The organism is Kluyvera sp. CHPC 1.251, from assembly GCF_036759945.1.
In the GTDB taxonomy this organism is placed as follows: Bacteria; Pseudomonadota; Gammaproteobacteria; order Enterobacterales; family Enterobacteriaceae; genus Kluyvera; species Kluyvera sichuanensis.
Window position 1 is genome coordinate 297,130 of record NZ_JAPKIC010000004.1, and the last position, 22,936, is coordinate 320,065.

At 55.0% G+C, this 22,936-nt stretch carries 20 protein-coding genes; 11 read left to right on the plus strand and 9 right to left on the minus strand.

Features of this window, described 5'->3' with window-relative positions:
• Nucleotides 1–172: 172 nt before the first annotated feature.
• Both clpA and clpS read right to left on the minus strand, forming a co-directional pair.
• Nucleotides 173–2,449, minus strand: a complete 2,277-nt coding sequence (clpA, locus tag V6940_RS10510) for an ATP-dependent Clp protease ATP-binding subunit ClpA (protein WP_035896357.1) — start codon at nt 2,447–2,449, stop codon at nt 173–175.
• 29 nt (nt 2,450–2,478) lie between these two features.
• Complete coding sequence (clpS, locus tag V6940_RS10515) at nt 2,479–2,799, minus strand: ATP-dependent Clp protease adapter ClpS (RefSeq protein WP_035896358.1); 321 nt, start codon at nt 2,797–2,799, stop codon at nt 2,479–2,481.
• 395 nt (nt 2,800–3,194) lie between these two features.
• On the opposite strand from clpS, the gene cspD reads away from it, so the two are divergent.
• Nucleotides 3,195–3,416, plus strand: a complete 222-nt coding sequence (gene cspD / locus V6940_RS10520; protein ID WP_035896359.1) for a cold shock-like protein CspD — start codon at nt 3,195–3,197, stop codon at nt 3,414–3,416.
• A gap of 75 nt (nt 3,417–3,491) precedes the next feature.
• Here the strand turns inward: cspD and macB are convergent, their stop codons facing one another.
• Together macB and macA are read right to left on the minus strand one after the other, a co-directional pair.
• A complete protein-coding gene (gene macB / locus V6940_RS10525) occupies nt 3,492–5,432 on the minus strand; it encodes a macrolide ABC transporter ATP-binding protein/permease MacB (RefSeq protein ID WP_333495808.1) in 1,941 nt (646 codons plus the stop codon).
• Entirely contained in the window at nt 5,429–6,544 is a 1,116-nt protein-coding gene (gene macA, locus V6940_RS10530; protein WP_333495809.1) for a macrolide transporter subunit MacA, read from the minus strand. Before macA ends, macB begins: the two co-directional genes overlap by 4 nt.
• Nucleotides 6,545–6,706: 162 nt before the next feature.
• Between macA and V6940_RS10535 the strand changes: the two genes are divergently transcribed.
• Complete coding sequence (locus tag V6940_RS10535) at nt 6,707–7,660, plus strand: VirK/YbjX family protein (RefSeq protein WP_333495810.1); 954 nt, start codon at nt 6,707–6,709, stop codon at nt 7,658–7,660.
• A gap of 174 nt (nt 7,661–7,834) precedes the next feature.
• Entirely contained in the window at nt 7,835–8,791 is a 957-nt protein-coding gene (locus V6940_RS10540; RefSeq protein ID WP_333495811.1) for a VirK/YbjX family protein, read from the plus strand.
• On the opposite strand, the gene V6940_RS10545 is transcribed toward V6940_RS10540, so the two are convergent.
• Entirely contained in the window at nt 8,788–10,446 is a 1,659-nt protein-coding gene (locus V6940_RS10545; RefSeq protein WP_185666593.1) for an ATP-dependent endonuclease, read from the minus strand. The genes V6940_RS10540 and V6940_RS10545 overlap by 4 nt on opposite strands.
• 375 nt (nt 10,447–10,821) lie before the next feature.
• Between V6940_RS10545 and aqpZ the strand changes: the two genes are divergently transcribed.
• The 4 genes from aqpZ to hcr all read left to right on the plus strand — a co-directional run bounded on the left by aqpZ (nt 10,822) and on the right by hcr (nt 15,381).
• Entirely contained in the window at nt 10,822–11,514 is a 693-nt protein-coding gene (gene aqpZ, locus V6940_RS10550) for an aquaporin Z (protein ID WP_185666594.1), read from the plus strand.
• 190 nt (nt 11,515–11,704) lie between these two features.
• Nucleotides 11,705–12,604 carry a lysine exporter LysO family protein gene (locus V6940_RS10555; protein ID WP_333495812.1) on the plus strand — a complete coding sequence of 300 codons (900 nt, stop codon included), beginning with the start codon at nt 11,705–11,707 and terminating at the stop codon, nt 12,602–12,604.
• Between the two features lie 145 nt (nt 12,605–12,749).
• On the plus strand, nt 12,750–14,402 hold the full coding sequence (hcp, locus tag V6940_RS10560) for a hydroxylamine reductase (RefSeq protein ID WP_333495813.1): 1,653 nt from the start codon (nt 12,750–12,752) through the stop codon (nt 14,400–14,402).
• Nucleotides 14,403–14,412: 10 nt separating this feature from the next.
• Nucleotides 14,413–15,381: an NADH oxidoreductase gene (gene hcr, locus V6940_RS10565; RefSeq protein WP_333495814.1), complete on the plus strand. Its 969-nt coding sequence runs from the start codon at nt 14,413–14,415 to the stop codon at nt 15,379–15,381.
• A 119-nt stretch (nt 15,382–15,500) separates the two neighbouring features.
• Here the strand turns inward: hcr and V6940_RS10570 are convergent, their stop codons facing one another.
• Entirely contained in the window at nt 15,501–15,653 is a 153-nt protein-coding gene (locus V6940_RS10570) for a Hok/Gef family protein (RefSeq protein ID WP_333495815.1), read from the minus strand.
• Between the two features lie 200 nt (nt 15,654–15,853).
• A complete protein-coding gene (locus V6940_RS10575) occupies nt 15,854–16,288 on the minus strand; it encodes a DoxX family protein (protein ID WP_333495816.1) in 435 nt (144 codons plus the stop codon).
• A gap of 152 nt (nt 16,289–16,440) precedes the next feature.
• Between V6940_RS10575 and poxB the strand changes: the two genes are divergently transcribed.
• From poxB to V6940_RS10595, 4 genes are all read left to right on the plus strand, one after another.
• On the plus strand, nt 16,441–18,159 hold the full coding sequence (gene poxB, locus V6940_RS10580) for a ubiquinone-dependent pyruvate dehydrogenase (RefSeq protein ID WP_333495817.1): 1,719 nt from the start codon (nt 16,441–16,443) through the stop codon (nt 18,157–18,159).
• A gap of 37 nt (nt 18,160–18,196) precedes the next feature.
• Nucleotides 18,197–19,198 carry a low-specificity L-threonine aldolase gene (gene ltaE, locus V6940_RS10585; RefSeq protein ID WP_333495818.1) on the plus strand — a complete coding sequence of 334 codons (1,002 nt, stop codon included), beginning with the start codon at nt 18,197–18,199 and terminating at the stop codon, nt 19,196–19,198.
• A 10-nt stretch (nt 19,199–19,208) separates the two neighbouring features.
• Nucleotides 19,209–20,651, plus strand: a complete 1,443-nt coding sequence (locus tag V6940_RS10590) for a DUF2867 domain-containing protein (protein WP_333495819.1) — start codon at nt 19,209–19,211, stop codon at nt 20,649–20,651.
• 87 nt (nt 20,652–20,738) lie between these two features.
• Complete coding sequence (locus V6940_RS10595; protein WP_185666607.1) at nt 20,739–21,752, plus strand: NAD-dependent epimerase/dehydratase family protein; 1,014 nt, start codon at nt 20,739–20,741, stop codon at nt 21,750–21,752.
• Nucleotides 21,753–21,755: 3 nt separating this feature from the next.
• Here V6940_RS10595 and V6940_RS10600 read toward each other — a convergent pair whose 3' ends face one another.
• Together V6940_RS10600 and V6940_RS10605 are read right to left on the minus strand one after the other, a co-directional pair.
• Entirely contained in the window at nt 21,756–22,592 is an 837-nt protein-coding gene (locus V6940_RS10600) for an N-acetylmuramoyl-L-alanine amidase (protein ID WP_333495820.1), read from the minus strand.
• Entirely contained in the window at nt 22,589–22,912 is a 324-nt protein-coding gene (locus tag V6940_RS10605; protein WP_151412805.1) for a heavy metal-binding domain-containing protein, read from the minus strand. Before V6940_RS10605 ends, V6940_RS10600 begins: the two co-directional genes overlap by 4 nt.
• Between the last annotated feature and the right edge of the window lie 24 nt (nt 22,913–22,936).

The following is a 22,936-nucleotide window of genomic DNA, read 5'->3' on the forward strand; positions in this document are numbered from 1 at the left end:
ATGCCACCGCTTGGTTATCTTCTGCCTCCATCATGCCAACCCTTACGTCTGGTTATTATCCGGCTGTTCAAATTTGCGAAAATGGATTGTCAGCGTGAAACAACGAAGATGGCACATAAAAAAACCGAGCTGTTTTCAGCTCGGTTTTTGTTTTTACCGCACGTGATTAACGTTAATGCGCCGCTTCTGGCTTATGCTTCTGCGCGCTCTGGAAGCCGTAGGTCAGCTCGTTCTTCTCGTTGTCGAGCGCCACGGTGACCTGGCCGCCGTCAACCAGCGAACCAAACAGCAGTTCGTTAGCCAGCGGTTTTTTCAGGTTGTCCTGAATCACACGCGCCATTGGACGCGCGCCCATCGCACGGTCGTAGCCTTTCTCGGCCAGCCAGTTGCGGGCCTCCTGGCTGACTTCCAGCGACACGCCTTTCTGATCCAGTTGAACCTGCAGCTCGACGATGAACTTATCGACAACCTGGTGGATCACGTCGGTAGACAGATGATCGAACCAGATAATGTTGTCGAGACGGTTACGGAACTCTGGCGTAAAGATCTTTTTGATCTCTTCCATCGCGTCGGTGCTGTTGTCCTGCTGGATAAGGCCAATCGATTTACGCTCGGTTTCACGTACGCCGGCGTTGGTGGTCATCACCAGCACCACGTTACGGAAATCGGCTTTGCGACCGTTGTTATCGGTCAGCGTGCCGTTGTCCATCACCTGCAGCAGCAGGTTAAAGACGTCCGGGTGCGCTTTTTCGATTTCGTCCAGCAGCAGTACCGCGTGCGGATGCTTGATAACCGCATCAGTCAGCAGGCCGCCCTGGTCAAAACCAACGTATCCCGGAGGCGCACCGATAAGACGGCTCACCGTATGGCGTTCCATATATTCGGACATATCGAAACGCAGAAGCTCAATGCCCATCGCCTTCGCCAGCTGGACAGTCACTTCCGTTTTACCTACCCCAGTCGGGCCAGCAAACAGGAAGGAGCCCACCGGGCGATGGTCGTGGCCGAGGCCTGCGCGGCTCATCTTGATGGCTTCGGTCAACGCGTCAATAGCGTTATCCTGGCCGAATACCAGCATCTTCAGACGGTTGCCGAGGTTTTTCAGCGTATCGCGATCGCTTTGGGAGACGCTTTTCTCCGGGATACGCGCAATGCGCGCGACCACGGATTCAATGTCCGCCACGTTGATCGTTTTCTTACGCTTGCTCACCGGCATCAGACGGGCGCGCGCGCCTGCCTCATCAATCACGTCAATGGCCTTATCTGGCAGATGACGATCGTTGATGTATTTCACCGCCAGCTCTACCGCCGCACGTACCGCCTTCGCGGTGTAGCGGACGTCGTGGTGCGCTTCGTATTTCGGCTTCAGGCCGTTCAGAATCTGCACGGTCTCTTCTACCGACGGTTCGGTAATATCGATTTTCTGGAAACGACGCGCCAGCGCCCTGTCCTTCTCAAAGATATTGCTGAACTCCTGGTACGTGGTGGAGCCCATTACCCGAATTTTGCCGCTGGAGAGCAGCGGTTTAATCAGGTTAGCGGCATCCACCTGCCCACCCGACGCAGCACCCGCACCGATAATGGTGTGGATTTCGTCGATGAACAGAATGCTGTTGGTGTCCTGCTCTAACTGCTTGAGCAGCGCTTTAAAGCGTTTTTCGAAATCACCGCGATACTTGGTACCCGCCAACAGCGAACCGATATCAAGCGAGTAGATAGTGCAGTCGGCCATGATTTCCGGCACGTCGCCGCGCACGATGCGCCATGCGAGGCCTTCAGCAATCGCCGTTTTACCGACGCCGGATTCCCCCACCAGCAGCGGGTTATTCTTACGGCGACGGCACAGCACCTGAATGGCGCGCTCCAGCTCTTTGTCGCGGCCAATCAGCGGGTCAATTCCCCCGACGCGAGCAAGCTGATTAAGATTGGTGGTGAAGTTTTCCATACGTTCCTCCCCGCCTGCTTGCTCTTCGTTAGTCTGCTGATTCCCGGAATCGGAAGGCTGGCTTGGCTCGTCTTTACGCGTGCCATGAGAGATGAAGTTCACCACGTCAAGGCGGCTGACTTCATGTTTACGCAGAAGATACGCGGCCTGCGACTCCTGCTCGCTGAAAATCGCCACGAGGACGTTAGCGCCGGTGACTTCGCTACGCCCGGAAGACTGGACGTGGAAGACCGCGCGCTGCAGAACACGCTGGAAGCTGAGCGTCGGTTGTGTTTCGCGCTCTTCTTCACTGACCGGTAGCACCGGCGTGGTTTGTTCGATGAAGGCTTCGAGTTCCTGACGCAGCGCCACCAGATCGACCGAGCACGCTTCCAGCGCTTCACGGGCTGATGGGTTGCTAAGCAGAGCCAGCAACAGATGCTCGACGGTCATAAACTCGTGACGGTGCTCGCGCGCTCTGGCGAAAGCCATGTTTAAACTGAGTTCCAGTTCTTGATTGAGCATAGGCACCTCCCCCAATTTTCATGCCTGTATCAGGCTTGTTCCAGCGTACACAACAGTGGATGCTCGTTCTCCCTCGCGTACTGATTCACCATGGCAACTTTGGTCTCGGCGACTTCTGCCGTAAAGACACCACAAATTGCTTTACCCTGATAGTGAACCGTTAGCATCAGTTGTGTTGCGCGTTCTACATCATAAGAAAAGAATTTTTGTAACACGTCAATAACAAACTCCATCGGAGTGTAATCATCATTGACCAATATCACTTTATACATCGATGGGGGCTTAAGCCCATCCTGAAGTTTATCTGCCGAAAGCTGGTCGAAGTCCAGCCAGTCTCTGGTCTTACTCATTGTCAGTCATCATTGTGGGTGTCATCTCGTGCTGCTGACGTTCCTGTTTGCACTTAAGCGCCTCGTATTATTGACGGTATTAATGACACATTTACCGCCTGCTACGCAGCCACTTGCTCCTGTGCATACACGTTCTAAATTTACTGTAGATCATAGATAGCTATCACCTATAGCTGTCATTCGCGAACTCTGTCACATTCCCGTCAATAGCGTTAACTGCTTCAAATTTTGATGCATTTTCCCCCTTCAGCCTCCCTCAAACGCTTGACGCATTGTGCGAAATATCTAAATTGTACTGGCGAGAGTTGGTGAGGTTTTGAACAACTCCTGACTCCACCACCGGTTCATTCCATCTACTTATAAACGTATAATAGTGTTACGAAGGATGTCGAAGTATGGAAATGGGTACTGTTAAGTGGTTCAACAATGCTAAAGGGTTCGGTTTTATTTGCCCGGAAGGCGGTGGCGAGGACATCTTCGCCCATTACTCCACCATCCAGATGGATGGGTACAGAACGTTAAAAGCCGGGCAATCCGTCCAGTTTGATGTCCACGAGGGGCCGAAAGGTAATCATGCTAGCGTGATTATCCCTCTGGAAGCAGAAACAGCCGCCTAGTTACTGCCCCATTGTGTACATCCCGCTGTCAAAATGCCAGTCCTTCTGACTGGCATTTTTTCATTTCTTTTGCGCTTATTCCCGCGCCAGCGCATCGACCGGATCGAGCCGGGCAGCGTTGCGCGCAGGTAGCCAACCAAACAGCACGCCGGTCAGCGTCGAGAAGATAAATGCCGTCAACAGTGCCAGCGGCGAGAAGCCAATTTCCCACCCTGGCAGCACCAGCTGTAAAAGCAGCGCAATCATCATTGAGAGCGCTACGCCGATCGCACCGCCGACAAGGCAGACCAGGATCGCCTCTATCAGGAACTGCTGCAGCACGTTGCTGGCTCGCGCCCCAACCGCCATACGAATGCCGATTTCCCGGGTACGCTCCGTCACCGACACCAGCATGATGTTCATCACCCCAATACCGCCCACCACCAGCGAAATCACCGCCACCAGCGTTAAGAACAGCTGTAATGTATGTGTGGTGCGTTCCGCCGTTTTCAAGACGCTGTCCATGTTCCAGACGAAGAAATCTTTTTTACCGTGCCGCAGGTTTAACAGCCGGGTAAGCTGCTCTTCCGCAAGGCTGCTGTCGTAACCCTCTTTCACCCTGACGGTAATCGAGTTGAGCCACGTCTGCCCCATCACCCTCCCGGACATCGTTGAGTACGGTAGCCAGACGCGCAGAATTTTGCTGCTGCCAAACATCGACTGTTTTTCATCTGCCACGCCGATCACCGTCGCGGGCATATTGCCGACCAGAATGACTTCACCCACCACATTCGCTTTATTCGGGAACAGCTGGCGTCGCGTGTTACCATCAAGCACGACCACCTGTGAACGCTCCGCGGCCTGCACATCGTTAAAGGTGTTCCCTTCGCTGAAGGTCATACCATAGACGTTAAAGTAGTGCTGCCCGATGCCCTGAACGCTGGCAGCCACATCAATATTGCCGGCCCTGACGCGCAGGTTTTTTGACACCGAGGGAGTGACCGAACTGACCCACGACTGCTTTTCAATCGCCAGCAGGTCATCGTATTTCAACGACTGCTGATACTGCGGGTCATCATCGCCAAAATCTTTCCCCGGATAGACGTCAATGGTATTGGTGCCGATAGCGCGAATATCCGCCAGCACCATCTGCTTGGCCGCATCGCCCACCACCACGATGGAGACCACCGAGGCGATGCCGATGATAATGCCCAACATGGTCAGCAATGTGCGCATTTTATTGGCGACCATCGCGCGCCAGGCCATCGACAGCGCTTCGCGGAAGCTGTTGCTGAACTGCTGCCAGCCGGACGCATTCTGAGCCGCAGGTTTGCGCGCCGCCACCGTCGTCTGACGCGGGGGCGGATTATGGATAATTTCGCCGTCACGAATTTCAATCACCCGTTCGGCCTGTGCGGCAACCTGCGGGTCGTGGGTGACGATAATAATGGTGTGCCCCTGCTCTTTTAGCTGATGCAGGATAGCCATCACCTCTTCACCCGAATGGGTATCGAGCGCCCCCGTGGGTTCATCGGCAAGTATCACCTGGCCGCCGTTCATCAACGCGCGGGCAATACTGACGCGCTGCTGCTGGCCGCCGGAAAGCTGCGAAGGCGCATAATCCACGCGATCGGCAAGCCCAAGACGCTGCAGCAGTTCTTCAGCGCGCTCAAGGCGGGCTTTACGCTCCATGCCTGCATACACGGCGGGCACTTCAACGTTTTGCGCGGCCGTCAGGTGAGACAGCAGGTGATAGCGCTGGAAGATAAAGCCAAAATGCTCACGCCGAAGCGCTGCCAGCGCATCGCTATCCAGCGTCGCGACATCTACCCCGGCAACCCGGTAAGTCCCGCTCGTGGGCTTATCCAGGCAGCCCAGGATATTCATCAGGGTGGATTTTCCCGAACCGGAGGCCCCGACAATCGCCACCATCTCACCGGCGTTAATTTGCAGAGAGATCCCCTTAAGCACATCCACGTTGCCATCACCGGACGGGTAGCTGCGGCGGATGTTGCTCAGTTCAAGCAGTGCGGTCATTGTGCGGCCCCGGCTTTACCTTCTCCGGTTATCACCTCATCGCCCGCATCCAGCCCTTTGGCAATTTCCACATCGGTGTCGTTGCGCGCGCCAATCACTACCTCACGGGTTTTCACCTCGCCGTTGCGCAGCAGGCGCACGTTGTAGCGGTTGTCGCCCACATTCTCGCCCAGCGCGGAAAGCGGGATGGTCAGCACATCGTTTACGCCGCTGAGCTGGATATGCACCTGAGCCGTCATGTCCAGGCGTAAAACGCCCTGCGGGTTAGGCACTTCAAAACGGGCATAGTAGAAGATGGCGTCGTTAACCTTCTCCGGCGTCGGCAGAATGTCTTTGAGCGTACCTTCATAACGCGTCAGCGGGTCACCCAGCACCGTAAACCAAGCTTTCTGCCCCGGCTTGAGGTGGATAACATCAGCCTCCGACACCTGTGCTTTCACCAGCATCGTACGGAGATCGGCAAGGGTCAGAATATTCGGCGCCTGCTGAGCGGCAATCACCGTCTGCCCCTGCAGAGTAGTAATTTGCGTAACTTCACCCGCCATAGGCGCGACGATACGCGTGAAATCGAGGTTGGTTTTGGCGGTATCAAGAGAAGCCTGATTTCGCTTAATTTGTGCGTCAATTGTGCCAATCTGCGCCTTTTTCACCACCATTTCGGTGGCAGCGGTGTCCAGATCCTGGCGCGAAATCGCCTGGGTTTTTGCCAGTTGCTGCTGGCGTGAAAGGGTTACGCTCGCCAGCTTCCATTCGGCTTCCGCCTGCTGGCGCTGCGCGCGCAGTTCCATCAGCGTAGCTTCTACCTCTTTGATCTGGTTTTGCGCCTGTTCGGGGTCAATCACCCCCAACAGCTGATCTTTCGTGACTTTATCGCCAATACTCACCGACAGCGTTTTCAACTGCCCGCTCACCTGCGCACCAACGTCTACTTTGCGCAGCGCGTCGAGTTTGCCGGTGGCCAATACGCTCTGCTCAAGGGAGCCCTTACGGACAATCAACGTCTGGTAATTGGGCAACGGCGCGTTCAGCGTTTTCCAGACCGCTATCACGGCAATGATCACGACGATCGCCGCAATCACATAGCGTTTTTTAAACTTTCCCTTGATGTTCATAAAAATCCTGTATTCCCCAGTGTATCCATCAGAATGAAAAGGCAAGCGTAAACAAAATATAAACAATCACTAAAGATATCTAAGAATCGTCCGATGATTGAGAATTGGTTTAGTTTTCCAATTGTAAACTTTGGAAAAGTTTTTTATATCAGGTCGTCAGCAATGTCTCAGCTCAGTGATAACTCTCTTCCCCCAGCGCATTCTTTCACCAGCCTTGGGCTGTTTTTCAGCCTGTTCAGCGGGCAGTGGCGTCCTAGCGAACACTGGCATAAAAACAGCTTTCGGCGGAAGTTTATGGTGCGTTCTTTATTGATGCCACGTTTAAACCGCGATTGGATGCGCGAATTATCTCAATGGTCAAATCTTAACGCGGTAATGGCCCGCCAACCTCGCCTGCCAGTGCGACTGCATCGCCCTTATCTGGCGGTCAATTTCCCTCGCCCTTTGATTGTGGATGCGCTGCGTTATCACTATAAGCTGTTATCCGAGGCAATGTCCTCTGAAGAGTTTGAGACCTATCTGAATTCGCAGTATTTTCCACTTGCAGAACTAGCGGGGAAAAACGGTGAGGTCTTCAGCATTGAACTGACCATGGATGTCAATCTCGATAAAGAGGGCGATAGCACTATCCTGATGCGTAACGCGAATGGCGATACGCTGGCGGAAATGACCTTTACCATCCTGAACTATCAGAACCAACGAACGCTGTTTATCGGTGGACTGCAGGGCGGTAAACGCGAACTTCCTCATGAAGCCATTCAGGAAGCCACCAAAGCCTGCCACGGCCTGTTCCCGAAACGCCTGGTGATGGAAGCCGTTTGCCACTTTGCAGGCCGTCTGCAGGTGGAGCAAATTCTCGCCGTCAGCAACACGGTCCATATTTTCCGTGGCGAGCGCTACCACGATAAAAACAAAGCCGTCCTTTCGGATTACGACAACTTTTGGGAAGCCGTGGGCGGTGAATGCGATCAAACCCGCTATTTCCATATCCCTGTCACTATTGCCCGTAAAGACATTGCCGAAATTGCGAGCAAAAAACGCGCAGAATACCGCCGCCGCTTTGAGTTGCTGGATACCATTGGCACACAAATGTCGACGCTCTTCAGCCAGCGCTAATCCCTTTTTTCTGCGCACTGCTGATGTAGTGCGCAGAAATACATAAAAAACAGACATCAACAAACTTAAACGCTTCATCAACAAAGATTAATCTCCACAATTCTTACATTTGTTGAAATTCCGTTGAGTATCTCATTGCTTAAATAGGCAAATCTTTTTTATGAGATTATTCCTATGTCCAGCCTCGCCGAACTTTCCACGTCCACAGCTTTGCAGCCAGAATCCAGCTGGCACTTCTTTCGTCTGCTATCGACCGGCGCGTTAACGCCCGGCCGGGCGTGGGAAAATCCAGGCTATCGCTTCAAGTTCATGCTGCGCTCACTGAACACGCCGCGCATGACCGGCAAGCTGCTGGCGAACCTGGCAAAACAACCATATTTAATGCAGATCCTGGACGTGCAGCCCGGCCTTCCGTGCCGTCTACACCGTCCGTGGTTGTCTGTCCACACCGATCATCAGCAGACCATCGAGGCGTTAAGCAGGCACTATCAGCAACTGCTAAGCCATCTGCCAGAGGGCGTGACGCAAGGATATCTTTCGCCACATGGCGCACTACTGGCGACTCTCAACGGCAAAGATGGTCAGCAATACGCTATACGCCTGAATGCGGATGCCATGCAGGATAAAGAAGGTGAAGCAACGCTAACGTTTCGTGATGAAAACAACACCGTGCTGGCGGAGCTAACTTTTACGTTATGCCAGTTCAACGGGGTGGATACCTTTTATATTGGGGGTCTGCAGGGCGCGAAGGCGCATGTTCCGCACCAGCTTATCCAGGCGGCAACAAAAGCCTGCCACGGACTGTTCCCGAAACGGCTGGTGGTGGATGCGTTGTTAACGCTGGCGACACCGCTATCGGTAGAACACGTTCGCGCCGTCAGTAACGAGACGCATATCTACCAGAGCCTGCGCTATCGTCGTAAAAAACGCGACAAACTGCATGCCGATTACAACAGCTTCTGGGAATCGCTCAGCGCAACGGTAGATAGTAAAGGAGATTACGTGCTGCCACTGGTACTGCCGCGTAAAACCATGGAAGAAATTGCCAGTAAAAAACGCGCGGAGTACCGCCGCCGCTACGAGCTGCTGGATACGCTCCAGCAGCAGATTTTGCAGGCCAGCACGCGCTAATCCGCCTTCCCACGCGCCAGCCAGACGACGCGGGAAAACATTTTCTTCAGTAAAGGCGGTACGGCTTCAGTACCCCGTCGACCCGCCTCCATCGCCACTTCAATGGCCAGATCGGGTTTTGACGAGCGATGGATAGCCTTGGTAATCACCCGACGCATATTCATCGGGATATTCTCCGGTAGTTGGGCAACGCGATGATAGACGCTGGAAAATCCCTGTTTATACATAAAGTGTTCCATGTCCAGCGCCGGTAACGTGGTCAGGTGATGGTGTTCCTGATCCCGGTCGTTGTTGAGTAAACCACGCACGGTGGCGGCGTACTTTTTCCCAGCCTCGTCCCCGTCGACCAGCACGTGCCATTCAATACCCATCCGGCGCGCAAACTTGATAAGCGGCTTTAACCCCGACTGGGCAAATTCAATCACCTTCACCCCTTCAGCATCAAAGTGATGACCGCACTGGCGCGCCAGTTCGTTAATCACCCAGGTTTCCGTCTCGCCTTCCACCAGCAGCCAGCAGCGAGCAAACAGCGATGAAGCGCGGTTAAAGCGGATATGGAAGGAGATGCGGCGGCTATCTTCAGCGTTCATCCCTTCCGGTCCTAAGCGCCAGGCGGAAACGCGGGACGATTCGCGCACCAGACGGCAAACGTACTGCATCGGCGTCAGCGACAGCAGTTCGCCAGAGTTCGTGGTGGCAATGCGCTGCAAAGGCAGCAGGTTAAGCAGGCTCCAGGCCACGGAGAGCATAATGGGGTGCAGTCGGGTTTCCGGGTCTTCCACCAGCAGCAGCGGGCGAGCGTCTTTATCCAGCCTGACTGTTCCCTTCGCCTGCAATAAGGTGGCAAACATGCCCAGCAGGATCACCCGGTGATTGCGAGCGCCGGGTTTATCGATCATGCGGTTAATAAGATCAAGATAGCGCCAGCTACGCTGCTCATCGTGAGAGCGCCGACGCATCAGGCGCTGAATCGCCGGGCCAGAGCCCTGTTCTGAAAAGTAGTGTTCGAGCAATTGCCCCATCGCCGAGAGCCCCTGGCGAATTTGCCCGTCGCTCAGGTTCTGTGGGCTGGTGACCAGCTCACGCGACAAATAATCCAGCTGGCGGGCGGTAATCTCGACATCCGGTACATTCGGCACGGTGCCGTTACGAATACGACGCATAAAACGGGCATCGCGCAGGCGCAGCACCGGCATCAGGCGAATCAGTTCTCGCGCGCAGGCATCGATATCATCCAGTTCCAGCGCCTGGCCGTCGCTGTCGATAAAGCTGCGTAAAGTCAGTACGCTACCGTCGGCGGCCAGTTCACCTTCCAGACGATAGAAAATGCGCTGATAGCCGTCAGGGCACAGCGACCAGCAGCCGGTGAGGCCACGGTAGCGACGCCCGCGGTAACGCCCCGGCTCGTTCTCGCGAAAGGTCAGAATGATATGTAGATGATGTTCACGCCCCTGAACATCGCCGGGCGGGAACCAGAAATCGTTGCGGACGAAGTGATACAGCCCTTCATGCGGGGAAAGCAGCAGCGTCAATGCATCCAGCAGACTCGACTTACCCCAGGCGTTTTCGCCGATTAAGACATTATTTTGCTCCAGCATTAACGACAAACGGTTGATGCCGCGAAACCCTGCAATCTCGGTGCGCTCAAGAAGCATAACTCCTCCGTAACACGATACGCCTGCTCTCCTTTCATTCTCGCAGTATAGCGGCATGAAGGAGCGTTGACATCCGCTCATTCCCTTACATTCAGGCAGAGGGTGGCGCCATTAACTGTACAAAGTAATAAAGTGCGCTCGCCATCACTCTTCACGATTATTCCTAAAATAATGCACTACACTCTGAATTAATGAATAGATTGCTTAAGGATTAACACCACATTGTTTTGCATCAAAGTTCGCGTATTTATTTAACTGGTTAAGGGATGAGGTTAGTTTTTAAAATAACGCTGACTATGCCTGCCGCTCATTTCAGGTCGGTATAAATTCAGTCGTCATCCTTTATGACGATGATATTTTCAATTCGAGGTGGTTATGTTTAGAAAATTGGCTGCAGAGTGCTTTGGCACCTTCTGGCTGGTATTTGGTGGTTGCGGCAGTGCGGTTCTGGCTGCAGCATTCCCAGAGTTAGGGATTGGCTTTGCGGGTGTGGCGCTGGCGTTCGGTTTAACCGTTCTCACCATGGCTTTTGCTGTAGGGCACATTTCTGGCGGTCATTTTAACCCGGCAGTAACGCTGGGCCTGTGGGCGGGCGGTCGTTTCCCAGCTAAAGATGTTATCGGTTATATCATTGCTCAGGTTGTGGGGGGGATTATCGCTGCAGCTATTCTGTATCTCATCGCCAGCGGTAAAGCAGGCTTTGATGCAGCAGCCAGTGGTTTCGCTTCTAACGGCTACGGCGAACACTCACCGGGTGGCTACTCCATGCTGTCCGCTATCGTGATTGAAATCGTACTGACCTGTGGTTTCCTGCTGGTTATCCACGGTGCGACCGATAAAAATGCACCAGCGGGCTTTGCCCCTATTGCTATCGGTCTGGCGCTGACCCTTATCCACCTGATCAGTATTCCAGTGACTAACACCTCTGTTAACCCAGCGCGTAGTACCGCGGTGGCTATCTTCCAGGGCGGTTGGGCGCTGAACCAACTATGGCTCTTCTGGGTTATGCCGATTATCGGCGGTATCCTGGGCGGCCTGATTTATCGCACCCTGCTGGAAAAGAAATAATACGGCTGTAGGCCTGATAAGCATAGCGCCATCAGGTGGTTTTACACATATTGCCGGATAGCGGCGTTGCCTTATCCGGCCTACAAAGACCCGACTCTGTCGGGTCTTTCTTTTTTCGTGGCTTTACTCAGAATAGGGTTTTCGGTAGTGTCTGTGCGCTATTTCAACACTGCAAGGAACTGAGCTCGCCATGTTATCGGGATTGCTAATCATTCTGGTGCCACTCATTATCGGCTACCTTATCCCCCTCACCCACCGCAGCGCACTGCAGCTAATCAACCGTCTGCTGAGCTGGATTGTTTATCTTATTCTCTTCTTTATGGGGATCAGTCTGGCATTCCTGGATAATCTGGCGGACAACCTGTTAGCTATTTTCCACTATTCCGCTATTAGTATTGTGGTTATTTTAGCGTGCAATACGCTGGCGCTAATGTGGCTTGAAAAAGTGCGTCCGTGGGGGCATCCGCACCATCAGGAAAAATTACCTTCCCGCGTTGCCATGGCGCTGGAATCATTAAAACTGTGCTTTGTCGTTATTGCCGGTTTTGTGGTTGGACTGAGCGGCTTTGCTTTTTTACAGCACGCCACTGATGCCAGCGAATATACGCTTATTTTCCTCCTGTTCCTTGTAGGTATTCAGCTGAGAAATAGTGGTATGACGCTGAGACAGATAATTCTCAACCGTCGCGGCATGATAATTGCGCTAGTGGTGGTCGCAAGCTCTATGGTAGCCGGGGTGATTAACGCTTTTCTGCTCGGATTGCCGATTAAAACCGGAATGGCGATGGCCTCAGGATTCGGCTGGTATTCACTTTCAGGTATTCTTCTGACTGATGCTTACGGCCCGGTGATCGGCAGCGCCACCTTCTTTAATGACCTCGCACGCGAGCTGCTCGCCATCATGCTGATTCCCGGTCTGGTTCGCCGCAGCCGCTCAACGGCGCTGGGTCTGTGTGGCGCAACGTCCATGGACTTTACCCTGCCGGTGCTACAACGTTCCGGCGGCGTGGAAATGGTGCCACCTGCCATCGTCCACGGCTTCCTGCTGAGCCTGCTGGTTCCTCTGATGATGGCCTTCTTCACCGCCTGATACCTCTATGGCGGTAGCCCCGGCTGCCGCCAAAATTGCGCTAAATCAACCTCCCTTTAAGTTGCACCAGAAATCCCTTTTCAAGGCTTAGCACCAGGCTTACCCTTAAACATGTATATTAAATATAACTTTAAAAGGTGTGACCATGTTTTGTGTGCAATGTGAACAAACCATCCGTACTCCGGCAGGAAACGGCTGCTCTTATGCACAGGGTATGTGCGGTAAGACCGCTGAAACATCCGATCTGCAGGATCTGCTGATTGCGTCCCTGCAAGGTCTGTCCGCATGGGCGGTTAAAGCTCGCGAATACGGCATTATCAGCCACGACGTCGATAACTTCGCCCCGCGCGCGTTCTTCTCTACCCTGACTAACGTTAACTTCGATTCTCCACGTATCGTTGGCTATGCCCGTGAAGCCATCGCGATGCGCGACGCGCTGAAAGCACAGTGCCTGGCCGTTGATGCCAACGCCGCCGTTGATAACCCAATGGCTGACCTGCAGCTGGCCAGCGACGATCTTGGTGCCCTGCAGCAACAGGCTGCGGAATTCACCCCGAACAAAGACAAAGCCACCATCGGCGAAAACATTCTCGGCCTGCGTCTGCTTTGCCTGTACGGCCTGAAAGGTGCGGCAGCCTATATGGAACACGCCCACGTTCTCGGTCAGTACGACAACGACATCTACGCGCAGTACCACAAAATCATGGCGTGGCTGGGTACCTGGCCTTCCGATATGAACGCTCTGCTGGAGTGTTCAATGGAAATCGGCCAGATGAACTTCAAAGTGATGAGCATTCTGGACGCTGGCGAAACCACTAAATACGGTCACCCAACGCCAACTCAGGTCAACGTGAAAGCGACCGAAGGCAAATGTATTCTGATCTCCGGCCACGACCTGAAAGACCTTTACAACCTGCTGGAGCAAACCGAAGGCACCGGCGTTAACGTCTATACCCACGGCGAAATGCTGCCAGCACACGGCTACCCGGAGCTGCGTAAATTCAAACACCTGATCGGTAACTACGGCAGCGGTTGGCAGAACCAGCAGGTTGAATTTGCCCGCTTCCCTGGCCCAATCGTGATGACCTCTAACTGCATCATCGACCCAACCGTAGGCGCTTACGACGACCGTATCTGGACCCGTAGCATCGTCGGCTGGCCGGGCGTAAGCCACCTTGAAGGCGACAACTTCGGTCCGGTTATCGCTCAGGCACAGCAGATGGCTGGCTTCCCGTACAGCGAAATCCCACACCTGATCACCGTTGGTTTTGGCCGTCAGACCCTGCTGGGCGCAGCGGATACCCTGATTGATCTGGTGAGCCGTGAAAAACTGCGCCACATCTTCCTGGTCGGCGGCTGCGACGGTGCACGCGGTGAACGTAACTACTTCACCGATTTCGCCACCAGCGTACCGGATGACTGTCTGATCCTGACCCTGGCCTGCGGTAAATATCGCTTTAACAAACTGGAGTTCGGCGATATCGAAGGCCTGCCACGCCTGGTCGATGCCGGTCAGTGTAACGATGCTTACTCTGCGATTATCCTGGCGGTAACCCTGGCAGAAAAACTGGGCTGCGGCGTGAACGATCTGCCGCTGTCTCTGGTGCTCTCCTGGTTCGAACAGAAGGCGATTGTGATCCTGCTGACCCTGCTCTCCCTGGGCGTGAAAAACATCGTCACTGGCCCAACCGCACCAGGATTCTTCACGCCGGACCTGCTGGCAGTGCTCAACGAGAAATTCGGTCTGCGTTCCGTGACCACCGTTGAAGAAGATATGAAGCAGCTGCTGAGCGCGTAAGGAGTAAAGAATGACCATGCCAACAAATCAGTGCTCATGGCGGATGCAGGTTCACCACATCCATCAGGAAACGCCGGACGTATGGACAATTTCGTTGCTCTGCCACGACTATTATCCGTACCGCGCCGGGCAGTATGCACTGGTCAGCGTGCGCAACTCAGCGGATACGCTGCGTGCTTACACCATTTCTTCTACGCCGGGCGTGAGCGAATACATTACGCTGACCGTCCGCCGTATTGATGACGGTGCCGGTTCGCAGTGGCTGACCCGTGACGTGAAGCGCGGCGACTACATCTGGCTGTCCGATGCGATGGGTGAATTTACCTGTGAAGATAAAGCAGATGACAAGTTCCTGATGCTGGCCGCTGGCTGCGGTGTTACGCCGATTATGTCGATGCGTCGCTGGTTGGCGAAGTACCGTCCAGAGGTCGATGTCCAGGTTATCTTTAACGTGCGCTCGCCACAGGATGTCATTTTTGCCGAAGAGTGGCGTCAGTACCCGGTCACGCTGGTCGCAGAAAATAATGCGACCCATGGCTTTGTTTCTGGTCGACTGAGCACTGAACTGCTGAAAAGCGTGCCGGACCTGGCTTCTCGCACCGTGATGACCTGCGGCCCAGCGCCGTACATGGATATGGTTGAGAATGAGGTGAAGGCGCTTGGCGTGACGCGCTTCTTTAAAGAGAAGTTCTTTACCCCGGTGGCTGATGCAGCAACCAGTGGCCTGAAGTTCACCAAGCTGCAGCCGGCGAAAGAGTTCTACGCACCGGTCGGCACGACGCTGCTGGACGCGCTGGAAAGTAACAAAATGCCAATCGTTGCCGCATGCCGCGCAGGCGTTTGCGGTTGCTGCAAAACCAAAGTGGTTTCCGGCAACTATACGGTTACCAGCACCATGACGTTGACCGAGGCGGAAATCGCCGACGGCTACGTTCTGGCCTGCTCCTGTCATCCGCAGGGCGATCTGGTCTTGGCGTAATCGGCGCTACGATGTGAAAAGGCCACCCGGCAAAACCGGGTGGCCTTTTTTACGTCTGTGGGTGCTATGAAGATAGCCAACACATAAAGAGTGGCGGGGATTGCTCCCCGCCGGTGCTCTTACTCGGATTCGTAAGCCGTGAAAACAGCCACCTCAGTTTGCCCGGATTTCAGGCGCACCTCGCAGAGATCTTTTCTCGTTATCAGCACCACCAGAACAACGGTAATACAGATAATTATCAATGTGATAAATCTCCAGCTTTGCTGCTTCATGGCTAACATCTCCTTGCCTTTCGGCGGGTAAGAGGCTAGCCTGTATGTGTCGAGCATATAGGAGCCTCATTCGATTTAGAGTCGAGTGGGGCTTTTCTCTATCTACCGCAGAGTACCTGAAGCAGATAGCCTCAAGCACCCGAGCGCATTTTCACCCTTTCCTGCATCACCGTCTGCCGAGATATCGGTCCGAATACAGACTATTGCCAGGCTGATTTCCCGCCCAGCGCATATTTGCCAGCACCGAGAAACGCAATCGCCAGCGCAGCCACAAAGAAGTACACCAGGCTTTCAATCGCCCATGCCCCGGTTTTATCCAGCGCGACGGTTTTATCCAGCCCAACCATCAGCCATGCCACAACCATCGTAAACGCTAACACCAGCGCCGCCGGGCGGGTCAGTACCCCGAGGATCAGCAGGATAGGCGCAACAACCTCACCCACCAGCACGCCATAGGCGATAAAGCCCGGCAGCCCTTTTGCCACCAGCATCGCGCTAATCCCGTCCACGCCATCAAACAACTTGTGCAGCCCATGGAACAGCATCAACCCGCCGACGACAAGACGCAGCAATAACTTGCCGAAATCTTCGTGCGACAACGTGCGGTTCATAGCCTGGAGCAACTTTATAATCATTTAAATTTTTCCCTGTTTATCCCTGTAGAACTTCTACGGTACTGCTTCTCATTTACTAAATATACCCGCTGAAAATAAGGGTATTTTTCCAGCGAAACGACGAGTTTCATCTAAACTTGTAACCGGTATCACAATTCAGGAGATGGACAACCATGAAACAGACCGTGGCCAACTACATTGCCAAAACGCTTGAACAGGCGGGTGTACAACGAATCTGGGGCGTGACGGGCGATTCGCTCAACGGCCTTAGCGACAGCCTGAACCGAATGGGCACCATTGCGTGGATGCCGACACGACATGAAGAGGTGGCGGCTTTCGCCGCAGGCGCGGAGGCGCAACTTACCGGCGAACTGGCGGTATGTGCCGGTTCCTGCGGGCCGGGAAATCTACACTTAATTAACGGGCTTTTTGACTGCCACCGCAACCACGTCCCGGTGCTTGCCATTGCCGCACATATCCCGTCGAGTGAAATCGGCAGCGGCTATTTTCAGGAGACTCATCCACAGGAGCTGTTCCGTGAATGCAGCCACTACTGTGAGCTGGTATCTACGCCGGAGCAGATCCCACAAGTGCTGGCGATTGCCATGCGTAAAGCGGTGCTCAACCGCGGCGTGTCCGTCGTTGTACTGCCGGGCGACGTTGCGCTGAAGGCCGCGCCAGAAAGCGCCAGCACAAACTGGTATCCTGCGCCGCACCCTATCGTTACACCCTCGCAGAGCGAGCTGGAAAAACTCGCCGAGAAGCTCAAATCTTCGCGTAATATCACTCTGCTGTGCGGCAGCGGATGCGCCGGAGCGCATGAAGAACTGACCGCATTTGCCGGCAAGCTCAAATCCCCTATCGTTCACGCGCTGCGTGGCAAAGAACACGTGGAATACGACAACCCATATGACGTCGGGATGACCGGGCTTATCGGTTTCTCCTCCGGTTTCCACGCAATGATGAACGCCGACACGCTTATCCTGCTCGGCACGCAGTTCCCCTACCGCCCGTTCTACCCAACTGAAAGCACCATCATCCAGATAGACATTAACCCTGGAAGCATTGGCGCGCACAGCAAAGTGGATATGGCGCTGGTCGGTGATGTGAAAGCCACGCTGGCGGCGCTGCTGCCGCTGTTAGAAGAAAAAAGCGATCGAAGCTTCCTCGATAAAGCGCTGGAACACTATCGCAGCGCACGCAAAGGGCTAGACGATTTAGCCAAGCCAAGCGATAAGGTCATCCACCCGCAGTATCTGGCGCAGCAAATCAGCCGTTTCGCCAGCGAAGATGCCATCTTCACCTGCGATGTGGGCACCCCAACCGTGTGGGCCGCACGCTATCTGCAAATGAACGGTAAGCGCCGTCTTCTGGGGTCGTTTAACCACGGTTCCATGGCGAACGCGATGCCGCAGGCGCTGGGCGCGCAGGCCACCGAACCCGGACGCCAGGTCGTGGCAATGTGCGGCGACGGCGGCTTCAGCATGCTGATGGGCGATTTCCTCTCGGTAGTGCAAATGAAGCTGCCGGTGAAAATCGTGGTCTTTAACAACAGCATACTCGGGTTTGTGGCGATGGAGATGAAGGCCGGCGGCTATCTGACCGACGGCACAGAGCTTGGCGACACTAACTTTGCACGTATCGCTGAAGCCTGCGGGATAACCGGCATCCGCGTCGAGAAATCCGCTGATGTCGATGAGGCTCTACAACGCGCCTTCAGCATTGACGGCCCGGTTCTGGTCGACGTGGTGGTGGCGAAAGAAGAACTGGCGATCCCACCGCAGGTTAAGCTTGAGCAGGCTAAAGGTTTCAGCCTGTATATGCTGCGCGCCATTATCAGCGGTCGCGGTGATGAAGTCATCGAACTGGCGAAAACTAACTGGCTCAGGTAAAAATGGAGGCATTATTCTGAGTTAAAAAGGAAATGCCGTGATCGACCTACGCAGTGATACCGTAACCCGCCCGACGCGCGCCATGCTGGAAGAGATGATGGCCGCGCCGGTCGGCGATGATGTTTATGGCGACGACCCTACCGTTAACGCCCTCCAGCAATACGCCGCCGAGCTATCTGGTAAAGAGGCGGCGCTTTTTTTACCTACCGGTACCCAAGCCAACCTGGTCGCTCTGCTGAGCCACTGCGAGCGCGGTGAAGAGTATATTGTAGGCCAGGGTGCGCATAACTATCTGTATGAAGCGGGCGGTGCCGCTGTGCTGGGTAGCATTCAGCCGCAGCCGATTGATGCCGCTTCAGACGGCACGCTGCCGCTCGATAAAGTGGCGGCGAAAATCAAAGCCGACGATATCCACTTCGCGCGCACTAAGCTGCTGAGCATCGAAAACACCCACAACGGCAAAGTGCTGCCGCAAGCGTATCTGAAAGACGCCTGGGAATTTACCCGCGAGCACGGCCTGGCGCTGCACGTGGACGGCGCGCGCATCTTCAATGCGCTGGTCAGCTATGGCTGCGAGCTTAAAGATATCGCCCAATACTGCGATTCTTTCACCATTTGTCTCTCGAAAGGCCTCGGCACACCGGTCGGTTCGCTGCTGGTCGGCAACCACGACTACATCAAGCGCGCCAATCGCTGGCGCAAAATGACCGGTGGCGGAATGCGCCAGGCGGGCATTCTGGCGGCCGCCGGGCTGTATGCGCTGAAAAATAACGTTGCCCGCCTGCAGGATGACCACGATAACGCCGCATGGCTTGCCGGGCAGCTGCGTGAGATTGGCGCAGATGTGATGCGCCACGATACCAACATGCTGTTTGTCCGCGTCGGTGACGCTCACGCTGCACCGTTGGGTGAGTACATGAAGGAACGCGGCGTATTGATTAACGCTTCACCTATCGTGCGCCTGGTGACCCATCTGGATGTTAATCGCCAACAGCTCACGGAAGTCGTCTCACACTGGAAAGCCTTTTTAGCCCGCTAAGGAGCTTGACGTGCCACGTACTATTCTGGTTTTTGGTGCCAGCGGCTATATCGGCCAGCACCTGGTGTCTGAATTAAGCCAGCGCGGGTATACCGTGCGGGCGGTGGCACGTCGTATTGAGCGGCTGCAAAAACTTCAGCTTCCGGGCGTGACCTGCTATTCGGTCGATCTGGAAAAAACCACCGATGTCGCCAGACTGCTTAACGGCGTCGATACCGTCTACTACCTGGTGCACGGTATGGGTGAGAGCAAAGATTTTATCAAACACGAACGCCGGGTGGCGGAAAACGTGCGCGACGCGCTGCTGATCACCCCGGTGAAGCAGCTGATCTTCTTAAGCTCTCTGCAGGCACCAGAGCATGAGCAGTCGCCGCATCTGCGCGCCCGCCAGCTCACCGCCGATATTCTGCGCAGCGCGAGCGTACCGGTGAGTGAGCTACGCGCCGGGATTATCGTTGGCGCGGGCTCAGCCGCTTTTGAGGTGATGCGTGACATGGTGTACAACCTGCCGGTACTGACCCCGCCGCGCTGGGTGCGCTCGCGTACCACCCCTATCGCGCTGGAAAACCTGCTGGTCTACCTGGTCGAGCTCTTGAATCATCCGTCACCGGAACATCGCGTGTTTGAAGCGGCAGGCCCGGAGGAGCTGACCTACCAGCAACAGTTCGAACATTTTATGGCGGTTAGCGGTCGCCATCGGCCGCTTATCCCGATCCCACTTCCCACCAGCTGGATCTCGGTGTGGTTCTTAAACGTCATTACCTCCGTGCCGCCGACGATCGCCAAAGCGCTGATCCAGGGGTTAAAACACGATCTGCTGGCGGACGATCGCACACTGCGGGCGCTGATCCCACAGCAACTGATCCCCTTCGACGAAGCCGTACGCCGTACGCTGGAAGAGGAAAAAAAGCTCGCCAACTCCAGCGACTGGGGTTACGACGCGCAGGCCTTTGCCCGCTGGCGGCCTGAGTACGGCTTTTTTGCCAAGCAAGCCGGCTTTACCGTACAGACTTCCGCGAGCCTCCCTGCCCTGTGGCAGGTCGTGAACCGTCTGGGTGGTAAAGAGGGTTATTTCTTCGGTAACGTGCTGTGGAAAACGCGCGCAGCGATGGATTTGCTGGTCGGCCATCGGCTCGCCAAAGGTCGCCCACAGCGAGAAATGCTACAGGTAGGTGATACCGTCGACAGCTGGAAGGTGATTATCGTTGAGCCGGAAAAAGCGCTAACCTTATTATTTGGTATGAAGGCGCCGGGCCTTGGACGGCTGAGTTTTACCATGGTCGATAAAGGCACCCATCGGGAACTGGACGTTCGCGCCTGGTGGCATCCGCACGGTATGCCAGGATTACTGTACTGGCTGTTGATGATCCCGGCACATCTGTTTATCTTCCGGGGAATGGCGCGGCGTATCACCCGTCTGGCAGAAGAAGCGACAGGAAAAAGTGCGCAATAACCCTTTTTCGTCTTAGTTTCCCATTGCATACGAGTGAAATAAACGGAAGAATGCGCACGAAAAACTTTTTTAACACTGTGGATGATTATGAAGGTACTGGTCACCGGCGCCACCAGCGGGTTAGGCAGAAACGCGGTTGAATATCTGCGTAGCAGAGGCATCAGCGTCAGAGCGAGCGGTCGCAACGAAGCGATGGGCAAACTGCTGGAAAAAATGGGCGCGGAGTTCGTCCATGCTGACCTGACCGAGCTGGTTTCCTCCCAGGCCAAAGTGATGCTGGCTGGCGTCGACACGCTGTGGCACTGCTCCAGCTTTACCTCGCCGTGGGGCACACAGGCCGCTTTCGACTTAGCCAACGTTCGCGCCACCCGCCGTCTGGGTGAATGGGCCGTCGCGTGGGGCGTACGCAACTTCATCCATATCTCTTCGCCGTCGCTGTACTTTGATTACCATCATCATCGCGACATCACCGAAGATTTCCGCCCGCACCGTTTCGCCAACGAGTTTGCCCGCAGCAAAGCGGCCAGCGAAGAGGTGATCCAACTGCTGGCGCAGGCCAACCCCAATACCCGTTTCACGATTCTGCGTCCGCAAAGCGTCTTTGGGCCGCACGATAAAGTATTTATTCCGCGTCTGGCGCAGATGATGCACCATTACGGCAGCGTATTATTACCGCGCGGCGGCCATGCGATGGTCGATATGACCTACTACGAAAATGCGGTTCACGCGATGTGGCTTGCCAGCCAGCCGCGCTGTGACGACTTGCCTTCCGGCCGTGCCTACAACATCACTAACGGTGAACCTCGCACCCTGCGTAGCATCGTAGAACGTTTGATTGACGAACTGGATATTCCCTGCCGGATCCGTTCGGTGCCTTATCCAATGCTGGACATGATCGCCCGCAGCATGGAGCGTTTTGGTGATAAAAAAGCGAAAGAGCCTTCGCTCACCCACTATGGCGTCTCAAAGCTGAACTTCGATTTTACGCTGGATATCAGCCGCGCTCGCGAAGAGCTGGGCTATGAGCCCATCGTCTCACTCGACGACGGTATTATTCGTACCGCCGCCTGGTTGGAAGATCACGGTAAGCTGCCCCGCTAAGGCTTAGCCCTGGCCGTATTTCTCCAGTAGCGCCTCGACAATCGCCAGACTTTCCGCATCGGCAACGCCATCATAGCGTGCCGGGCGGAAGTGCATCTGGAAGGCGGCAATGACCCTGATTTGCTGCATTCTGGTCATCCCCGGCCTCACCTCATAGCCATAGCGCCCCAGCAGATCGAGCAGATTATTGGTCGATACCGGCGCATTAGGTGCACGCCCGTTCAGGTAGAACGCCACCCGGTTTTCATCCGGCCATGCGCCAATCCCCTGCTGCGCCAGTGACTTCCATGGGAACAGCGGCCCTGGATCATCTTTACGCTGCGGTGCGATATCCGAATGGGCAACCACGTTTTGCGGCTCGATGTTGTAGCGCTTGATGATATCTTTCGCCAGCGGCACCAGCGCCTGAATCTGCGCCGGTTCAAACGGCGTAAAGAACTTTGCGCCATCGGCTTTCTGCCAGCCGCGGTTCTCCAGTTCAATACCGATAGAGGTATCATTGATGCGCGTTGCGCCGCGCCAGAAGCTGATGCCCGCATGCCAGGCAAGCTTCGACTCCGGCACCAGCTGCCAGATTTTTGGCTTGCCGTGCAGCAGCGGCGGCACCGCCGGAATCAGGTAATGCACGCTTACCTGCTGGCCAAGTAACGTCGCCAGCGAGACGTCAAAATCATCTGCCGTATAGTGGATCACCAGTTCCTTGATGCGGGGATAGGCCTGCGGCGACGCCTGGCTGGTATCCAACACATAGTTTTGCTTTTCAACTACGGCCTTTTTATCTTCCCCGGCACACCCCGCCAGCACCATCGCCAGCATCACCACGGTGAGTAAACGTTTCATCGGCGCGTTTTGACCGCCGTACCGCTTACGCTGACCATCAACATACTGCTGTCTTTACCCACGGTTTCATAATCAATATCAATCCCGACGACCGCATCCGCGCCTAGCGCTTTGGCCTGCTCGCCCAACTCCTTAAACGCAATCTCACGCGCCTTGCGCAGCTCTTTTTCGTAGGCGCCGGAGCGGCCACCAACGATGTCACGAATACCGGCAAAAAAATCGCGGAAAATATTGGCCCCGAGAATCGCCTCTCCCGTCACCACGCCGCAGTATTCAGTAATGGGCTGCCCTTCGAGGGTGGGGGTCGTAGAAAATTGCATGGACTACTCCTTCGTTAACGTTCA